The sequence below is a fragment of the Bradyrhizobium sp. SZCCHNRI1029 genome, from assembly GCF_032487555.1.
Taxonomy (GTDB): domain Bacteria; phylum Pseudomonadota; class Alphaproteobacteria; order Rhizobiales; family Xanthobacteraceae; genus Bradyrhizobium.
Genome location: NZ_JAUEUK010000005.1, coordinates 14,914 through 31,318, shown reverse-complemented (window position 1 = coordinate 31,318; position 16,405 = coordinate 14,914). Strand labels below are relative to the sequence as shown.

At 65.6% G+C, this 16,405-nt stretch carries 16 protein-coding genes; 8 read left to right on the top strand and 8 right to left on the bottom strand.

Features of this window, described 5'->3' with window-relative positions:
* Positions 1-2 precede the first annotated feature (2 nt).
* On the top strand, positions 3-272 hold the full coding sequence (gene rpsO / locus QW861_RS15245) for a 30S ribosomal protein S15 (protein WP_009025947.1): 270 nt from the start codon (positions 3-5) through the stop codon (positions 270-272).
* 211 nt (positions 273-483) lie between these two features.
* Here rpsO and QW861_RS15240 read toward each other — a convergent pair whose 3' ends face one another.
* Entirely contained in the window at positions 484-636 is a 153-nt protein-coding gene (locus tag QW861_RS15240) for a hypothetical protein (protein ID WP_315751778.1), read from the bottom strand.
* Here QW861_RS15240 and pnp point away from each other — a divergent pair.
* The 4 genes from pnp (at position 635) to QW861_RS15220 (ending at position 5,246) form a co-directional block, all read left to right on the top strand.
* Complete coding sequence (gene pnp, locus QW861_RS15235; protein WP_315716921.1) at positions 635-2,791, top strand: polyribonucleotide nucleotidyltransferase; 2,157 nt, start codon at positions 635-637, stop codon at positions 2,789-2,791. The genes QW861_RS15240 and pnp overlap by 2 nt on opposite strands.
* A 141-nt stretch (positions 2,792-2,932) precedes the next feature.
* Positions 2,933-3,403 carry a GNAT family N-acetyltransferase gene (locus QW861_RS15230; RefSeq protein WP_315751777.1) on the top strand — a complete coding sequence of 157 codons (471 nt, stop codon included), beginning with the start codon at positions 2,933-2,935 and terminating at the stop codon, positions 3,401-3,403.
* A gap of 114 nt (positions 3,404-3,517) precedes the next feature.
* A complete protein-coding gene (locus tag QW861_RS15225; RefSeq protein WP_316193233.1) occupies positions 3,518-4,354 on the top strand; it encodes a hypothetical protein in 837 nt (278 codons plus the stop codon).
* Between the two features lie 109 nt (positions 4,355-4,463).
* The gene (locus QW861_RS15220; protein ID WP_315751775.1) at positions 4,464-5,246 is read left to right on the top strand and encodes a hypothetical protein; all 783 of its coding nucleotides are present in this window, start codon (positions 4,464-4,466) and stop codon (positions 5,244-5,246) included.
* 18 nt (positions 5,247-5,264) lie between these two features.
* Here the strand turns inward: QW861_RS15220 and QW861_RS15215 are convergent, their stop codons facing one another.
* The 4 genes from QW861_RS15215 to fabA all read right to left on the bottom strand — a co-directional run bounded on the left by QW861_RS15215 (position 5,265) and on the right by fabA (position 10,244).
* Positions 5,265-7,250: an autotransporter outer membrane beta-barrel domain-containing protein gene (locus QW861_RS15215; RefSeq protein WP_315751774.1), complete on the bottom strand. Its 1,986-nt coding sequence runs from the start codon at positions 7,248-7,250 to the stop codon at positions 5,265-5,267.
* 224 nt (positions 7,251-7,474) lie between these two features.
* The gene (fabI, locus tag QW861_RS15210) at positions 7,475-8,275 is read right to left on the bottom strand and encodes an enoyl-ACP reductase FabI (RefSeq protein WP_315751773.1); all 801 of its coding nucleotides are present in this window, start codon (positions 8,273-8,275) and stop codon (positions 7,475-7,477) included.
* Between the two features lie 147 nt (positions 8,276-8,422).
* Positions 8,423-9,646 carry a beta-ketoacyl-ACP synthase I gene (fabB, locus tag QW861_RS15205; RefSeq protein WP_315716915.1) on the bottom strand — a complete coding sequence of 408 codons (1,224 nt, stop codon included), beginning with the start codon at positions 9,644-9,646 and terminating at the stop codon, positions 8,423-8,425.
* Positions 9,647-9,722: 76 nt separating this feature from the next.
* Positions 9,723-10,244 (bottom strand): 3-hydroxyacyl-[acyl-carrier-protein] dehydratase FabA, encoded by a 522-nt coding sequence (gene fabA, locus QW861_RS15200; RefSeq protein WP_315716914.1) that lies wholly within the window; start codon positions 10,242-10,244, stop codon positions 9,723-9,725.
* Positions 10,245-10,700: 456 nt separating this feature from the next.
* On the opposite strand from fabA, the gene irrA reads away from it, so the two are divergent.
* Positions 10,701-11,171, top strand: a complete 471-nt coding sequence (irrA, locus tag QW861_RS15195; protein WP_315716966.1) for an iron response transcriptional regulator IrrA — start codon at positions 10,701-10,703, stop codon at positions 11,169-11,171.
* 107 nt (positions 11,172-11,278) lie between these two features.
* On the opposite strand, the gene QW861_RS15190 is transcribed toward irrA, so the two are convergent.
* Positions 11,279-11,764 carry an SH3 domain-containing protein gene (locus tag QW861_RS15190; RefSeq protein ID WP_409977910.1) on the bottom strand — a complete coding sequence of 162 codons (486 nt, stop codon included), beginning with the start codon at positions 11,762-11,764 and terminating at the stop codon, positions 11,279-11,281.
* 413 nt (positions 11,765-12,177) lie between these two features.
* On the opposite strand from QW861_RS15190, the gene QW861_RS15185 reads away from it, so the two are divergent.
* Positions 12,178-13,179 carry a D-glycerate dehydrogenase gene (locus QW861_RS15185; RefSeq protein ID WP_315716913.1) on the top strand — a complete coding sequence of 334 codons (1,002 nt, stop codon included), beginning with the start codon at positions 12,178-12,180 and terminating at the stop codon, positions 13,177-13,179.
* A 111-nt stretch (positions 13,180-13,290) separates the two neighbouring features.
* On the opposite strand, the gene QW861_RS15180 is transcribed toward QW861_RS15185, so the two are convergent.
* On the bottom strand, positions 13,291-14,235 hold the full coding sequence (locus QW861_RS15180) for a LysR family transcriptional regulator (RefSeq protein ID WP_315751772.1): 945 nt from the start codon (positions 14,233-14,235) through the stop codon (positions 13,291-13,293).
* Positions 14,236-14,357: 122 nt separating this feature from the next.
* Between QW861_RS15180 and QW861_RS15175 the strand changes: the two genes are divergently transcribed.
* Positions 14,358-15,362 (top strand): aldo/keto reductase, encoded by a 1,005-nt coding sequence (locus QW861_RS15175; RefSeq protein WP_315751771.1) that lies wholly within the window; start codon positions 14,358-14,360, stop codon positions 15,360-15,362.
* A gap of 219 nt (positions 15,363-15,581) precedes the next feature.
* On the opposite strand, the gene QW861_RS15170 is transcribed toward QW861_RS15175, so the two are convergent.
* On the bottom strand, positions 15,582-16,385 hold the full coding sequence (locus tag QW861_RS15170; protein ID WP_315751770.1) for a molybdopterin-synthase adenylyltransferase MoeB: 804 nt from the start codon (positions 16,383-16,385) through the stop codon (positions 15,582-15,584).
* Positions 16,386-16,405 lie beyond the last annotated feature (20 nt).

Here is a 16,405-nt window from a genome sequence, read left to right as displayed (position 1 = left end):
CGATGTCGGTGACCGCAGAGCGCAAGGCGGAAATCATCAAGGCGAACGCCACCAAGGCCGGTGATACCGGTTCTCCCGAGGTGCAGGTTGCGATCCTGTCGGAACGCATCAACAACCTGACCAGCCATTTCAAGACCCACGGCAAGGACAACCACTCCCGCCGCGGCCTCCTGAAGCTGGTGTCGACCCGCCGTTCGCTGCTGGACTATCTGAAGAAGAACGACGAGGCGCGCTACAAGGCGCTGCTCGAGAAGCACAACATCCGTCGTTGAGCTTCGCGTTGGAATGGGCGCGCGCGGTATTGCGCGCGTTGATGGCATGATGCCGAGGACGCCGCTTCGATCGCGGCGTTCGCGAGTCCGGGATCGTGCGGTCCGGCTGGGTCTGGAAAGAGGCAGATACGCTCTTCGCCTGATCCTGCCCGGACCATGCAGTACGCCTCAGCAGCAATCCGGCCGCTGGGCGTAACGGGCAAGGTGCCCGTTATTTACGAGAAGGATGGACGCCATCCGAAATAAGAAAACCATGGCAGGATCGCAGGGCGCTGATCGTTTTCCAGCGCCCTGCAATCTTGCGCATGGTTTTTTTGTTTCCGGGGAGTCCGCCTTCGATCATCTCATGAAAGAAGATACCCATGTTTACCAAGCATTCCGTCGAGATCGACTGGGGTGGGCGTCCGCTCAGGCTGGAAACCGGCAAGATCGCCCGCCAGGCTGACGGCGCCGTCGTCGCCACCTATGGCGAGACCGTCGTGCTCGCGACCGTCGTCGCCGCCAAGGCGCCGCGCGAGGGCGTCGACTTCCTGCCCCTGACCGTCGACTATCAGGAAAAGACCTACGCCGCGGGCCGCATTCCCGGCGGCTATTTCAAGCGCGAGGGCCGTCCGACCGAGAAGGAGACGCTGGTCTCCCGCCTGATCGACCGCCCGATCCGCCCGCTGTTCGTCGATGCCTGGCGCAACGAGACCCAGGTGATCGTGACCGTGCTGTCGCACGACATGGAGAACGATCCGGACATCGTGGCGCTGGTCGGCGCGTCGGCCGCCCTGACCTTGTCGGGCGTTCCGTTCAAGGGCCCGATCGGCGCGGCCCGCGTCGGCTTCGCCAATGACGAATACATCCTCAATCCGACCCTCGACGAGATGGCCGACACCCAGCTCGACCTGGTCGTCGCCGGCACCTCGGACGCCGTGCTGATGGTGGAATCGGAGGCCAAGGAGCTCAACGAGGACATCATGCTCGGTGCGGTGATGTTCGGTCACCGTCACTTCCAGCCGGTGATCAACGCGATCATCGAGCTCGCCGAGAAGGCCGCCAAGGAGCCGCGCGACGTCGCGATCATCGACAACGGCGCGATCGAGAAGGAGATGCTTGGGATCGCCGAGCAGGACCTGCGCAACGCCTACGCGATTCCGATCAAGCAGCAGCGCTATGCCGCCGTCGGCGCCGTCAAGGAAAAGGTGATGGCCTACTTCTTCCCCGAGGGGCAGGAGCCGAAATACGACAAGCTCCGTATCGCCGCCGTGTTCAAGGAGCTCGAGGCCAAGATCGTCCGCTGGAACATCCTGGACACCGGCAAGCGTATCGACGGCCGTGACGCCAAGACCGTGCGCAACATCGTCTGCGAGGTCGGCGTGCTGCCCCGCGCCCACGGTTCGGCGCTGTTCACCCGCGGCGAGACCCAGGCGCTGGTCGTGACCACGCTCGGCACCGGCGAGGACGAGCAGTACATCGACGCGCTGTCGGGAACGTACAAAGAGACGTTCCTGCTGCACTACAACTTCCCGCCCTACTCCGTCGGTGAGACCGGCCGTCTCGGCGGCACCAAGCGCCGTGAGATCGGCCACGGCAAGCTCGCCTGGCGCGCCATCCACCCGGTGCTGCCGCCGCATCACGAGTTCCCCTACACCACGCGCGTGGTGTCGGAGGTGACCGAGTCCAACGGTTCGTCGTCGATGGCCACCGTCTGCGGCTCCTCGCTGGCGCTGATGGATGCAGGCGTGCCGCTGAAGCGGCCGACCGCGGGCATCGCGATGGGTCTGATCCTGGAAGGCAGCCGCTTCGCCGTGCTGTCCGACATTCTCGGCGACGAGGACCATCTCGGCGACATGGACTTCAAGGTCGCAGGCACCGAGAGCGGCATCACCTCGCTGCAGATGGACATCAAGATCGAGGGGATCACCGAGGAGATCATGCGGGTTGCGCTGGGCCAGGCCCGCGAAGGCCGCATCCACATCCTGGGTGAGATGTCCAAGGCGCTGACCGCCGCGCGCGCCGAGCTCGGCGAATACGCGCCGCGCATCGAGACCTTCAAGATCCCGACCGACAAGATCCGCGAAGTGATCGGCACCGGCGGCAAGGTGATCCGCGAGATCGTCGAGAAGACCGGCGCCAAGGTCAACATCGAGGACGACGGCACCGTGAAGGTCGCCTCCAACGACGGCGAGGCCATGAAGGCCGCCATCAAGTGGATCAAGTCGATCGCCTCCGATCCGGAGGTCGGCCAGATCTATGACGGCACCGTCGTCAAGGTGATGGAGTTCGGCGCCTTTGTGAACTTCTTCGGCACCCGCGACGGCCTCGTGCACATCTCGCAGCTCGCCGACAAGCGCGTGCAGAAGACCACCGACGTCGTCAAGGAAGGCGACAAGGTCAAGGTCAAGCTGCTCGGCTTCGACGACCGCGGCAAGACCCGGCTGTCGATGAAGGCGGTCGACCAGACCACCGGCGAGGATCTCGAGGCCAAGCAGAAGGACGCGCCCGCCGAGGCGCGCGAAGCCGCCGGCGAGTAAAGCCGCGGCACCATTCCAGTGAAACACAAAGGGCGGCTTTCGAGCCGCCCTTTTTTGTTGTCCTATTGGTCGCGCACCCTCGCGCGTCCCGGGTCACGGCTGCGGATGCAGAGGCCGTCACCCCGCTTAAGGTCACCCCACATGCACCATCCTATCATCCGCCCTGCCCGCCCGGACGAATACGACGCCGTCGCCAGGCTCTGGATGGAGAGCTGGTGTTCGACGGGCCTGGAAACGCAGAGCGAGAGGCTGCTCGCGGTCCTCAGGGAGCGCGTGCCGCGCGAAGTCGCTGGCGGTTGGAGCCTGTATGTCGCCGACGACTGCGGCGGCCTCGCGGCGATGCTCGCGATCAACGTCCCCACGCTCTATCTCGACCAGCTGATGATCGCCCCGTCCCATCAGGGCCGCTCGCTCGGCCGCCGGCTGCTCGCCTTCACCCGCGAGCTGCTCCCCGACGAAGTGTGGCTGCGCTGCGCGAAGGGCAACGACAAGGCGTGGCGCTGGTACGAGCGCGAGGGCTTCGTGCTGGAAAAGGAGGAAGCTGACCCGCTGCACGGCCGGATCATGAAATATTATCGCTGGAAGCGTGACGGTCAGGCGGCGGCCTCCTGATCGCAGAGCGTGCAAGCGCAAATCTTGCGCGTGGCGACCGGAAACCGTTGCGTGCGCCTTCGCAGGCGAACTAAGTTCGAGTTCCCGACGACCTTGCATTCTCGAACCGTCCCCATGTCCGTGCCGCTCCTGCCGATCCGTCGTCTTGCGCTCGCCGTCCTCGCCGCTGCCTTCGCAACCGGGGCTTGGGCCCAGGCTCCGTCAGCAACGGCGCCCAAGGCCGCCCCCGCGGCCAAGAAACCCTCCGGCAAGACAAAGGCAATGGCGAAACCAGGCGCCATCGAAAGCGGTCCGTGCCGTCTTGGCGTCATTTCCGCACTCGGCGACCAGCTCGCCGTCAGCAAGTTCGGCCTCACCGTGTTCGAAATCGAAGAGGACGAAGTCACGTTGCCGGGATGGGGACTGGACGACCTCGCCATGGCGCGCGTGCGCGCGGCCACCGGCGGCGCCCCGACCGTGCACAGGATCGGCTATCCGAAAGGCGCGTTCGAGCCCTACTACCATCCGACGTCGCGCTTCCTGCCCGATCCGAAGGAGAGCCTGACATCCATCGTGCGCAACGTCACCACGAATGCCAACTGCACACGCTACCTCGTCGTCACCAGGTTCGAGACGACCATTCCCAACACGACCCTGAGGCTCAGAGGCATCGGCGCCTACAATCAGGGGGTCGGATCGATCCTCAGGCACTCGCATCTGTTTGCGAACGTCAACATCACGCTCATCGACGGCCAGTCCTACGAGAAGATCAGCTCGTTCTCGGCCGACACCGGCGCCAGGCTTGCCGAAACCATGAGGCTCACCGAAGACCCTCTCAACAAGCTCGACAATGCCGACTTCCCCGAGCCTCTCGCAGCTGCGGCCTCCAGCACGGTCCTGCGCGAGCGGCTGCGCACCCTGGTCGCGGCGAAGCTCGATCGCGACCTGCCGAGCTATCTGAAGATCGAATGATGCCGTCGCCCGCGTTCACACGGTTCGAACGAGCTTCATTGGCCCAATCCCCTCCCTTATGCGACGAGCTCTCCCAGTGACAATCTCTCGCCGACTGGCGCCGCTGTTCATGGCCGTGATCTGGTCGTGCACCAATGCCCTGGCGCAATCGGCGCCGGCGCCGCTGAATGCCAAAACAGCGCCAAAGACCGCGGGCACCGCTGCCAAGGCAGCCAAGCCGACGACGGCCCTTCGCGAGGGCGGACCGTGCGAGGTCGGGGTGATCGCCGCGCTCGGCGATGCCTTCACGGTGCAGAAGAACGGCATGACCCGCCTGGGCAACGAGTACGCCGAAGTGCCGGTGTCCTGGGGTTTCGACGACATCGTCTACGCGCGTGTGAAGGCAGCCGCGGGTGATAGCGGGATCCGCCGCATCAGCGTCCCCAAGGGCGCATTCGATCCGTTCTATCAGTCGCCACCGGTCAAGGCCGAGAACGGGAAGCTCACGCCCATCGTCAGGAAGGTGGCCGGCACGGCAGGGTGCGCTCGCTACCTCGTGATCACCCGCCGGACCGACAGCGAACCCTCGACAAACGACGAGGTTACCGGCGTCGGTGTCATCAACCGGGGCGAGGGATTCGGCCGGATCAGCCACGTCTTCACCATGATCGATATCCAGCTCTATGACGGCGCGACGTTCGAGACGCGCGAGCCTGCCACGAGCTCCAGATCGCTGCTCTCACGGCTGACGTCCGGCGTCGGACCGCCGTCTCACGCCGGGGACGTCGACAACTCCGCATTCCCCGCTTCGCCGCCGGAGGCTGCGAACAACAATGTGCTGCGCGACATGGCGCGTTCGATGCTTAAATTCCGGCTCGACCAGCGCTTGCCGGCCTATTTCGGGCGCGAATAGAACGACGAGCTCGGCGCGTCACAGCCTGATCTTCAGCACCGCGTGGCCCGACTGCTGGACGAGACCGGACGATGTCGCGTTGATGCCATAGCGGATGCTGAGGTCGAGCCGGTCGTTGCCGGCGGCCACAAGACCAAGGCCCGCCGAATAGATCCATGGCGACAGGCCGAGGCCATGGGTGACAAAGCTCTCGCCGCCGCCCGAGAACGTCGCGCGGATCTGCAATGGCTGATTCAGCGTGTTGTAGCCGACGCCGATATCGCTGGTCAGACGAATCTGCCTGGTGGGCGCGTAGACCGCTTTCAGCTGCGCCGTCGTCACGAGCTCCTGATAGATCTGAGGATCGACGTTGAGGCTGAAACCGCCGGCACCGTTCTCGCCGTAGGAATTGCTGCGAACCGTGCCGTAGTCCAGGCGCAGTGCTGGAACGAGCGCGAATCGGTCCTGCAGCGGAATGCGCGTCTTGATGCCTGCGCCGGCATGGCCGCTGTAGGAACGATAGCTGCCGCCGGCGGATGCGCCCATGAAGCTCAGCGACCTGTTTTCGCCGTTATCGGTCGATCCGCCATCGAGCTGATAGTCGAAGAGGACATCACGGGTGATCGCGTAGGCTCCATAGAGCCCGAGCTGATAGGAGGCGAGACCGAGACGGTTCGGCACGGCGGCGTCGCTTCCGGTGATCGTGTGATGAGAATAACCGAGAACGCCGCCAATGATGGCGCGGGACGAGACTGCGACGTCGGCGCCGAACGCCAGACCGCCGCCGGAGGCGTCATAGCCGGGAACGCCATCGCGCCCCGTCTGCTGCGCGGTGCTGCCGAGGGGCTGCATCCAGACATTGCGACCAGCGGCCCAGCCGATGCTGCCGACATCGTCGAGCCTGTTGGTCATCGTCTGCCGGAACGCCTGCTGGCTGACATGGGTCGCCTGCGAGGCCGCCCCGGTCAACACCGGCAACGTCTGCTTCACGGCGGCGCTGAGAGATGGACCGCTGAGATTATCAAGCGCGGCAAAGCCCGAGACCATCGATCCGGTCCAGCCGGCCGACGTCATCGACAGCCGGTACAGTACGTCAGCCGCTTCCAAGCCGACGCGGCCGCCTGCAGACCGCAGCGTATCCGCATAAGGCCGGATCAGCGACATCGTCGCCAGTCCTCCAGTCAAATTCCCGGTAAGGTCGTAGGTCGACACCAGCATCTGCGCGCCCGCGGCGTTGCCGCTCGCCGTGCCATAGAGGCTGGTCAGGGTGCCGCGCGAGAGGGTGTTGAACAGCAGGCTGCCCTCGGGAGTCACCGAGCCGAGCAGCGTGAAGCCCGCCGCGGCGCTGCCGGGCGGTGCGACGCCCGCACCCCAGAAATAGCCGTTCTGATAGTTGGTGATGACGAAACGGCCCGGCGCCTGCGTGCCGAACAACGTCGGACTGACGATCCGCCAAGGCGTGCCGGCGGTCCACGCCCATTGCGGCACGGAGTTGGCCGGCACCGGTGCTGACGGCGGCGGCGTGAAGGTCGCGGGATCATAGGGCAGCATGTAGGCCCAATGCGTCACCAGCAGGCTGTCGCCGGTGATCATCTGCATTTCCATGCTGGTCACGCCGTTGACGTTGCGCATATAGCCGAGTCCGACCGTCACGGTGCCGCCGCCGGTCGGCGTGAACAGCATGGTGATCTGGCCGCTGGTGGTGACGAAGCCCTGGATGGTCGAGGTGTCCGTCAGCAGCGCCAGCCCGATCCTGAGCTGCGCGACGCTGGTGCCGGTGAAGGCGCCGTTGGTCGCGGTGCCCAAGGTCCACAACGTCTGGTCACCGATCGGGACCGGATTGGAGAAGCCCGTCTTCGGCGACATGTACGCGAGCAGCTGCGCCGTCGGCACATACCAGCTGGTGTTGGAGATCGTGGAGTCCCAGACGCTCGATTGCGCCTGCGCCGGCCCGGCGCCCCCTGCCACAAGCGCAATGCCGGTCATCGCGCAGAGAGCGATGACACGGGCCTTCGAACGCAGCATCAATCGCCCCCACGACTTGTCTTGCTGCCGGCGCGAGCGGCTGGCTGACGGCCGCGGCCGATGCACCGGTCATGATGCATCGCAGCGTCGTCGCAACAACCAACACGAGTCGCGCCAATGCTTCCTGATTAGCCGTTCAGGAACATCGCCTTCAACTGGGAAAATTTGGGTCGATCGCGGGACGGAGTCTCGCGTTCCCCTGATACCGCCGATGCGCGGGGAGGTCAGTCCGCCTTGAGATCCTCGGGGCGCGGCATCGAGATCACGTTGTAGCCGGAATCGACGTAGTGGATCTCGCCGGTGACGCCGCCGGACAGCTCCGACAGCAGATAGAGCGCCGAGCCGCCAAGCTCCTCCAGGGTCACGCCGCGACCGAGCGGCGAGTGCTTCTGCTGGAAGGCGAACATGAAGCGGGCATCGCCGATGCCCGAGCCCGCCAGCGTGCGCACCGGGCCGGCCGAGATCGCGTTGACACGGATGCTGCGGCGGCCGTAGTCGGCGGCGAGATAGCGCACCGAGGCTTCCAACGCGGCCTTGGCGACACCCATCACGTTGTAGTTCGGCATCACGCGGTTGGAGCCGTCGAAGGTCAAGGTGATCATGCTGCCGCCGCTCTCCGGCATCAGCTCGGCGGCGCGCTTGGCGATCTCGGTGAAGGAGAAGCAGGAGATCAGCATCGTGCGCGCAAAATTCTCGCGCGAGGTGTCGGCGTAGCGGCCCTTGAGCTCGTTCTTGTCGGAGAAGGCGACCGCATGGACGACGAAGTCGAGCCCGCCCCAGGCCTCGCGCAATGTGGTGAACACGCCGTCGACGCTGGCGATGTCCTCGACGTCGCAAGGCAACACGTGCTTGACGCCGAGCTCGTCGGCGAGCGGACGGACGCGCTTGCCGAGCGCGTCGCCCTGATAGGTGAAGGCCATCTCCGCGCCATGCGCAGCCAGCGTCTTGGCGATGCCCCAGGCGATCGAATGGTCGTTGGCGATGCCCATGACCAGGCCGCGCTTGCCTGCCATCAGTCCCTGCATGATGTCTCTCCTTCGTCATGCCGGGATCGACCCAGCCAGGATGATCGTTCCGCCTTCGAGACGCCAATGGCCGGACATCGGTGCGAAGAATGAGCTTCGCGCTGCTGCCCGGCCATGACGCCGACGAAACCACTGCTGTTGGAAATCTTAGGCGTCGAGCTGCTTGAACACCAGCGTCGCGTTGGTGCCGCCGAAGCCGAACGAGTTCGACAGCACGGTGCCGAGCTTGGCGTTGTCGATGCGCTTGCGCACGATCGGCATGTCGGCGAAGGCGGGATCGAGCTCGGTGATGTTGGCGCTCTCGCAGATGAAGCCGTTCTTCATCATCAGCAGCGAATAGATCGCTTCCTGGACGCCGGTGGCGCCGAGCGAGTGGCCGGTCAGCGCCTTGGTCGCCGAGATTGGCGGACATTTCTCGCCGCGGCCGAACACCTTGCGGATCGCCTCGATCTCCGGCGGATCGCCGGCCGGCGTCGAAGTCGCATGCGGATTGATGTAGTCGATCTTCGTCTTCACGGTCGACAGCGCGAGCTGCATGCAGCGCTCGGCGCCTTCGCCCGACGGCGCCACCATGTCGTAGCCGTCCGAGGTCGCGCCGTAGCCCACGATCTCGCCGTAGATCTTGGCGCCGCGCGCCTTGGCGTGCTCGAGCTCTTCCAGCACGAGGACGCCGGCGCCGCCGGCGATCACGAAGCCGTCGCGCGTGACGTCATAGGGCCGCGACGCGGTCGCAGGCGTGTCGTTGTGCTTCGACGACATCGCACCCATCGCGTCGAACAGCACCGACAGCGTCCAGTCGAGCTCTTCGCAGCCGCCGGCGAACATCACGTCCTGCTTGCCGTACTGGATCATCTCGTAGGAATTGCCGATGCAATGATTGGACGTCGCACAGGCCGAGGAGATCGAGTAGTTGACGCCCTTGATCTTGAACCAGGTCGCCAACGTCGCCGAGGCCGTCGACGACATTGCCTTCGGCACGGCGAACGGACCGACGCGCTTCGGGCCCTTGGTGCGGGTGATGTCGGCCGCTTCCACCAGCGTGCGCGTCGATGGCCCGCCTGAGCCCATGATGATGCCGGTTCTGACGTTGGAGACGTCGGTCGGCTCCAGCCCGGAATCGAGGATGGCCTGCTCCATGGCGACATGATTCCACGCCGCCCCCTCGCCGAGGAAGCGCATGGCGCGGCGGTCGACCACATCGGCGGGATTCAGCGTCGGCGCACCTTGCACCTGCGAACGAAAACCAAGCTCGGCATATTTCTCGGCGCGGGAGATACCGGACTTCGCCTCGTACAGGCTGGCGAGCACCTCCTGGGTGTTGTTGCCGATCGATGAGACGATGCCCATGCCCGTGATGACAACCCGCCTCATGATGTCCGCCTCACCTTGCTCGTGTGTTGTGTTGCAGCCGTGCCTGCTGCACTGTCTGTGGTCGCAGCCTGCCGGTTCAAGTCGGCGCGGCGCCCTGCTTGAACAGGCCGACCTTCAGGTCCTTGGCGCGATAGATAATCTCGCCATCCATCGAAAGCCACCCGTCGGCAATACCGAGCACCAGCTTTGAGCGCATCACGCGCTTGATGTCGACGTTGTACACAACCTTGCGGGCGGTCGGCAGCACCTGGCCGGAAAACTTGAGATCGCCGAGGCCCAGCGCACGGCCGCGCCCCGCGCCGCCGGTCCAGCCGAGGTAGAAGCCGACCATCTGCCACATCGCATCGAGGCCGAGACAGCCCGGCATCACCGGATCATTCTTGAAATGGCAGCCGAAGAACCAGAGATCCGGCTTCACGTCGAGCTCGGCGCGGACGACGCCCTTGCCGAACTCGCCGCCGGTCTCGGAGATCTCGACGATCCGATCGAACATCAGCATCGGCGGCAGCGGCAGTTGTGCATTGCCGGGGCCGAACAGCTCCCCGCGGCCGCAGGCCAGCAGGTCCTCGTATTCATATGCGCTGCGCCGATCCAGCATGCTTGGTGGCCTTTCTCAACGATCCCCGGTGGAATTTGTGCCGCGCGACATGGACCCTTCCCGCGCGCCGCCCCCTTCCGCGCCGCGCTGGCCGGTCATCGCGTCGGCACGAAGGCTGGGCCATCGCACTTGGCGAACATGACCGCTGTCAGCGGCGGGCCTAACGACGCCTGGATTCGCGCACATGGCCATCACGGCCGGCGGCGCTCACCATGGCAGGGCAAATCGGGTCCGGGCGCTCTCTAACATAGAGGATTGCGGCGTCAATGCGCGTATCCAGGTAAATCGACGCAGCACCAGGGCCGGCGCCCGAACCGGGCGGCAAATGCAGTTTAGGAGCGTTCTAGATACGTTAGTTGCGATAAGCTTGCATCTGAATGGGTTTCTTCCTATATCGGTTGTGGATGAGAGCGAGATTGTGCGGTGCTTGAAGTGGATGTCAGCAACAACGCCTCGATGAGTGGTCATGACCGCGGCAACCCGGATCTCGGGAACGGCCGGCAGCCAGCACTCAATGGCTGCCCATGGCACGACGTCAACGAGATGCTGCAGGCGGCCGGGCTGCGCCCGACCCGCCAGCGCATGGCCCTCGGCTGGCTGCTGTTCGGCAAGGGCGCGCGGCATCTGACCGCCGAAATGCTCTATGAGGAAGCGACGCTGGCCAAGGTTCCGGTCTCGCTCGCCACGGTCTATAATACGCTGAACCAGCTGACCGACGCCGGCCTGCTGCGCCAGGTCAGCGTTGACGGCACGAAGACGTATTTTGACACCAACGTCACCGCCCACCATCACTTCTATCTCGAGAACAACCACGAGCTGGTCGACATCCCGGACCAGCATCTGGCGCTGTCGAAGCTGCCGGAGGCGCCCGAAGGTTACGAGATCGCCCGGATCGACATGGTCGTCCGGCTGCGCAAGAAGCGCTGAGCCTCCGGAAGGTCTTCATCGAAGCACCATGCCCGCACCCGCTGCGGGCATTTTTGTGTCGGGAGCGCGTCAGGATGGAGGTCAGCGCATTGCGCTGACCTGGGCCTTCAATTGACCTGCTCGTCGGCGTAGACGCCCCACAGCCGCTGCTGCTGGATCCAGCCTTCGAAACCATTGCCGAGCACGCGGCACCAGCCGTTGCCGCATTTCTTCACCTGCGCGACAACGCCGGCCTGCAGCCGCGCGGTGACCGCGCTGGTCGCGTCGGCGCTCTCGTAGATCGGGGCGAGATCGTCCTTGTTCTTCATCGTGACCACCGCCGTGCGGCGCCCCGACAGCAACGAGTGATAGACCCACCCCTCCGAGCCTTCGGAATCGCGCACGCGGCGCCAGTTCTCATATTCCGCAGTGATCTCGACCGGCAGGCCGGAGCGCGTATAGACCCAGGCCACGTCGTTGTCCTTGGTCGGACCGGCGCGAACGTTCACATGATCCGACTTCAGGCTGACATAGCGCGGCACCGGCAGGCCGCTGGTGGTGAGAACGGAGTCCTTCGCCGCAACGCCGCCCCTGCCGACGGCAACGTCGAACAGACAGACCAGCAGCACCACGACAGCACCGAAACGCCACAACGTCAATTTACTCAACTCACTCTCCCTCGAAAGGATCGACCCGCGCTCCGATCAAAGCGGATTACGTTGCGATCCTTCGCCCGATCCCCATCGAACCGCCCGGCTGCCCCCCTTCGTGCTCGGAGAGGGCTTGCCGAAAGCGCCAGTCCCGACCTGCCGTTGGCTTCTTGTCTTGGCCGGGCCTTCTGCTAGACAGGACCGAACACAAGCGGCCAGGAAGCGCCTGAGAATCGCTCGCGAAGCCCTGTCAGGGACGGATCGGCCCACCTGCGAGATCCGACACGACCAGTCCAGGGAAGCGCCGCTCTCAGGCGACGACGGTAGTTTCGGCGAACCCGGTTAATGAGGTCTGAAGGATCTCATGAGAGCAGCACATGTCAGGTAGGAAAAAGCCCCTCGTCGTGGTGACACGCAAGCTGCCGGACTCGGTCGAGACGCGCATGCGCGAGCTGTTCGACGCCAGGCTCAATCTCGACGACGAGCCGTTGAGCCAGGAACAACTCGCCGACGCCGTGCGCACCGCCGAGGTGCTGGTTCCGACCGTCACCGACCACATCAGCGCCGACATCCTCAATCAGCCCGATTGCAAGCTGCGCATGATCGCCAACTTCGGCAACGGCGTCGACAACATCGACGTCGCGGCGGCGGTGGCGCGCGGCATCACCGTCACCAACACGCCGAAGGTCCTTACCGAGGACACCGCCGACATGACCATGGCGCTGATCCTCGCCGTGCCGCGGCGGCTGATCGAGGGCGCCTCGATCCTCACCGAGGGCAAGAACTGGGCGGGCTGGTCGCCGACCTGGATGCTCGGCCACCGCATCGGCGGCAAGCGCTTGGGCATCATCGGCATGGGCCGGATCGGCCAGGCCGTGGCGCGGCGTGCCCGCGCCTTCGGCCTGCAGATCCACTATCACAACCGCCGCCCGGTCGCTCCCGTGATCGCCGACGAGCTCGGCGCTACCTACTGGGAGAGCCTCGACCAGATGCTGGCGCGGATGGACATCATCTCGGTCAACTGCCCGCACACGCCGGCGACGTTCCATCTGCTGTCGGCACGCCGGCTGAAGCTGATCCGCAAGGACGCCTACATCGTCAACACCGCACGCGGCGAGGTGATCGACGAGGAGACGCTGACGCGGCTGATCGAGGCCGGCGACATCGCCGGCGCCGGTCTCGACGTGTTCGAGCACGAGCCCGCGGTGAATCCGCGCCTGGTCCGGCTCGCCAAGGCCGGCAAGGTGACGCTGCTGCCGCACATGGGCTCGGCCACCATCGAAGGCCGCGTCGAGATGGGCGAGAAGGTCATCATCAACATCAAGACCTTCCTCGACAACCACCGCCCGCCGGACCGCGTGCTGCCGAGCATGTTGTAGGCCGGTCACTCGACCCCATAATCAGCGTCGCCGCTGCGAACGCAGGGACCCGTACCGCGTAATGCCCGCGTGGGACATCGCTGGTCGTCATCGTCTCGTTCACGCTGGTGGTTATGGGTCTCGGCTCAAGGCCGGGACGGCAGCTGGGTGCGGGGCGCCCGCGCGCTTCCGCCCCTCCCCGACGAACGCGACGAACGCCGCCAGCGCCGGCGGCGGTTGCCGGCGGCTCGGGTAATATAGATACGGTCCGGGGAACGGCGGGCACCAGTCGTCCAGCACGCTGACGAGGCGGCCTGCCGCCAGCGCATCGCGCACATGTCCCTCGAATGTCGCCCAGTAGCCGACCCCGTCGCAGGCGGCACGGAAGGCCAGACCGAGCTGGACCGCGATCAGCCGGGCCGGCGGCGCGATCCTGATCACCTGCCCGTCCTTCTCGAACTCCCAATCCAGCATCGCACCGGACGAGAAGCGCGTGCGAATGCAGCCATGCTGCAGCAGGTCGCGCGGATGCGCGGGACGGCCATGCTGCGCCACATAGTGCGGTGAGGCGACGATGGCGTAGCGCTGCGTTTCGCCGAGCGGCACGGCGATCATGTCCTGCGCCAGGTGCTCGCCATAGCGCACGCCGGCATCGAACCCGGCCTGCACGATGTCGACGAAGCCGCTGTCGGCGACGATCTCGAGCTCGATCAGCGGATAGGCCTGAAGGAACGGCGCGACCATCGGCGCCAGCACCAGATCGACCGCGGGCGGCGGCGCATTGATGCGCAGGCGCCCCGCCGCGACCTGCTGCTGGCCGCGCACCTGATGGATCGCCGCTTCGATCTCGCACAGCGCCGGCTCGAGCCGTGCCAGCAGCGCCTCGCCGGCCTGCGTCAGGCCGACGCTTCGCGTGGTCCGGTTGAGCAGCCGGGCGCCGAGCCGCTGCTCCAGCTCCTTGAGCCGCTGGCTGAGGCTGGATGCCGCGAGGCCCTGCTCGCGCGCAGCCCGGCGGAAATTGCCGCTGCGAGCCACGGCAGCGAAGGCTTGAAGATCACGGAGGTCCGGCTCGCTCATTGTTCGATATGTTGAACAGTCCATTCGAAATTGTCCAGCTTATCGAACCGAGGAAATGCGCCGATATCCGCGTTGTCCGGGCGGGCCAGCAGGCCGCCTGCGCCAGCAAGAGGAGATTGATCATGCAAACCCGCCAACTCGGCTCGACCGGCCCCGACGTTTCGGTCATCGGACTAGGCTGCATGGGCATGTCGGACTTCTACGGCCCCACCGACCGGTCCGAGAGCATCGCCACCATCCACGCCGCGCTCGACGCCGGCATCACGCTGCTCGACACCGGCGACTTCTACGGGATGGGCCACAACGAGATGCTGATCCGCGAGGCGCTGGCGTCCGCAGGTCCGCGCAACGTCCGGATCTCGGTAAAATTCGGCGCGCTGCGCGGCCCCGACAGGAGCTGGCTCGGCTATGACAGCCGGCCCGAGGCCATCAGCACCTTCCTGTCCTATTCGCTGCAGCGGCTCGGCGTCGACGCCATCGACATCTACCGCCCGGCGCGGCTCGATCCCAAGGTGCCGATCGAGGACACGATCGGCGCGATGGCCGAGCTGAAACAGGCCGGCTACATCAGGCATATCGGGTTGTCGGAGGTCGGTTCAGAGACGATTCGCCGGGCGCACAAGGTGCACCCGATCTCGGATCTGCAAATCGAATATTCGCTGATCTCGCGCGGCATCGAGAGCGACATCCTGCAGACCTGCCGCGAACTCGGCATCGGCATCACCGCCTATGGCGTGCTGTCGCGCGGGCTGATCAGCGGGCACTGGTCGAAGGACCGCGCCAACGCTGCCGACTTCCGTGGCCATTCGCCGCGCTTCAGTGGCGACAATCTCGATCGCAATCTCAGCCTGGTCGACACGCTGCGCAGCCTGGCAGGCGAGGTCGGCGCCACGCCGGCGCAAGTCGCGATCGCCTGGGTGGCCGCGCAGGGCAACGACATCGTCCCGCTGGTCGGCGCCCGCCGCCGCGACCGTCTCGACGAGGCGCTCGGCGCGCTCTGCGTCAAGCTCACCGAGATCCAACTCGCCGCGCTGGACAAGGCGTTCCCGATTGGTGTCGCCGCCGGAGAGCGCTATCCGGAGGCGCAGTTGGTGCATATGGACAGCGAGCGCGGTCAGCCGGGCTGAGCGTCATGCGAGTCCAGGTCGCGCAACAAACTCGGTGTCGTCCCCGCGAACGCGGGGACCCATACCGCGTGATGTCTGGAACAGGCAGATGACCCGTTCCGCGCGCCTCATTGCATACACGGAGTATGGTCCCGGATCGGCGCCCGACGACGCGTTGCGTCGCCGGGCTTGTCCGGGACGACAGTGAATTTGTGGCGCGCCTCTCGACTCAAGCGGCCGTCACTTCCGATGCGCGCTCAAGTCCGCAATGACAGGTCCATCACCGTTCAGCGGATTCGTCGGATCGCGCCCATAGCGCAGGGTCTCGAACCGCATCGTGCGCGCATCCAGCATCAAGAGCCGTCCCACCAGCCCCTCGCCGAAGCCGACGATCTCGCGGATCGCCTCCAGCGCCATCATCGAGCCGAGCATGCCGGCGAGCGCACCCATGACGCCGGCTTCGGCGCAGGCGGGCACCGTGCCGGGCGGCGGCGGCTCGGGGAACAGGCAGCGATAGGTCGGATTAAACTGGCCCTTCTCATTCCGCTCATGCGCGCGGATCGTCGTCAGCGACGCATCGAAGGTGCCGAGCGCGCCGGTGATCAGCGGCTTCTCGGCCAGAAAGCAGGCATCGGAGACGAGATAGCGGGTGTCGAAATTGTCGGAGCCGTCGAGCACGAGATCATAAGCGCCGATCAGATCGAGGGCGTTGTCGGCATTGAGCCAGGTCCGATGCGCCATGACGCTCACATGCGGATTGAGCGCGTTGATGCGCTCGGCAGCGCTCTCGACTTTGGGTCTGCCGATGTCGGGGGTCGCATGGATGACCTGGCGCTGCAGATTCGACAGCGACACGACGTCGTCGTCGACCACGCCGATCGTGCCGACGCCAGCCGCGGCGAGATACATCAGCGCCGGTGCGCCGAGGCCGCCTGCGCCGACCACCAGCACCGCAGCGCGCTTCAGCGCCGCCTGACCGGGACCACCGACATCGCGCAGCACGATGTGACGGGCATAGCGCTCCACTTCTTCGTCGCTCAGCATCGTTCCACCACGCCCTTCCG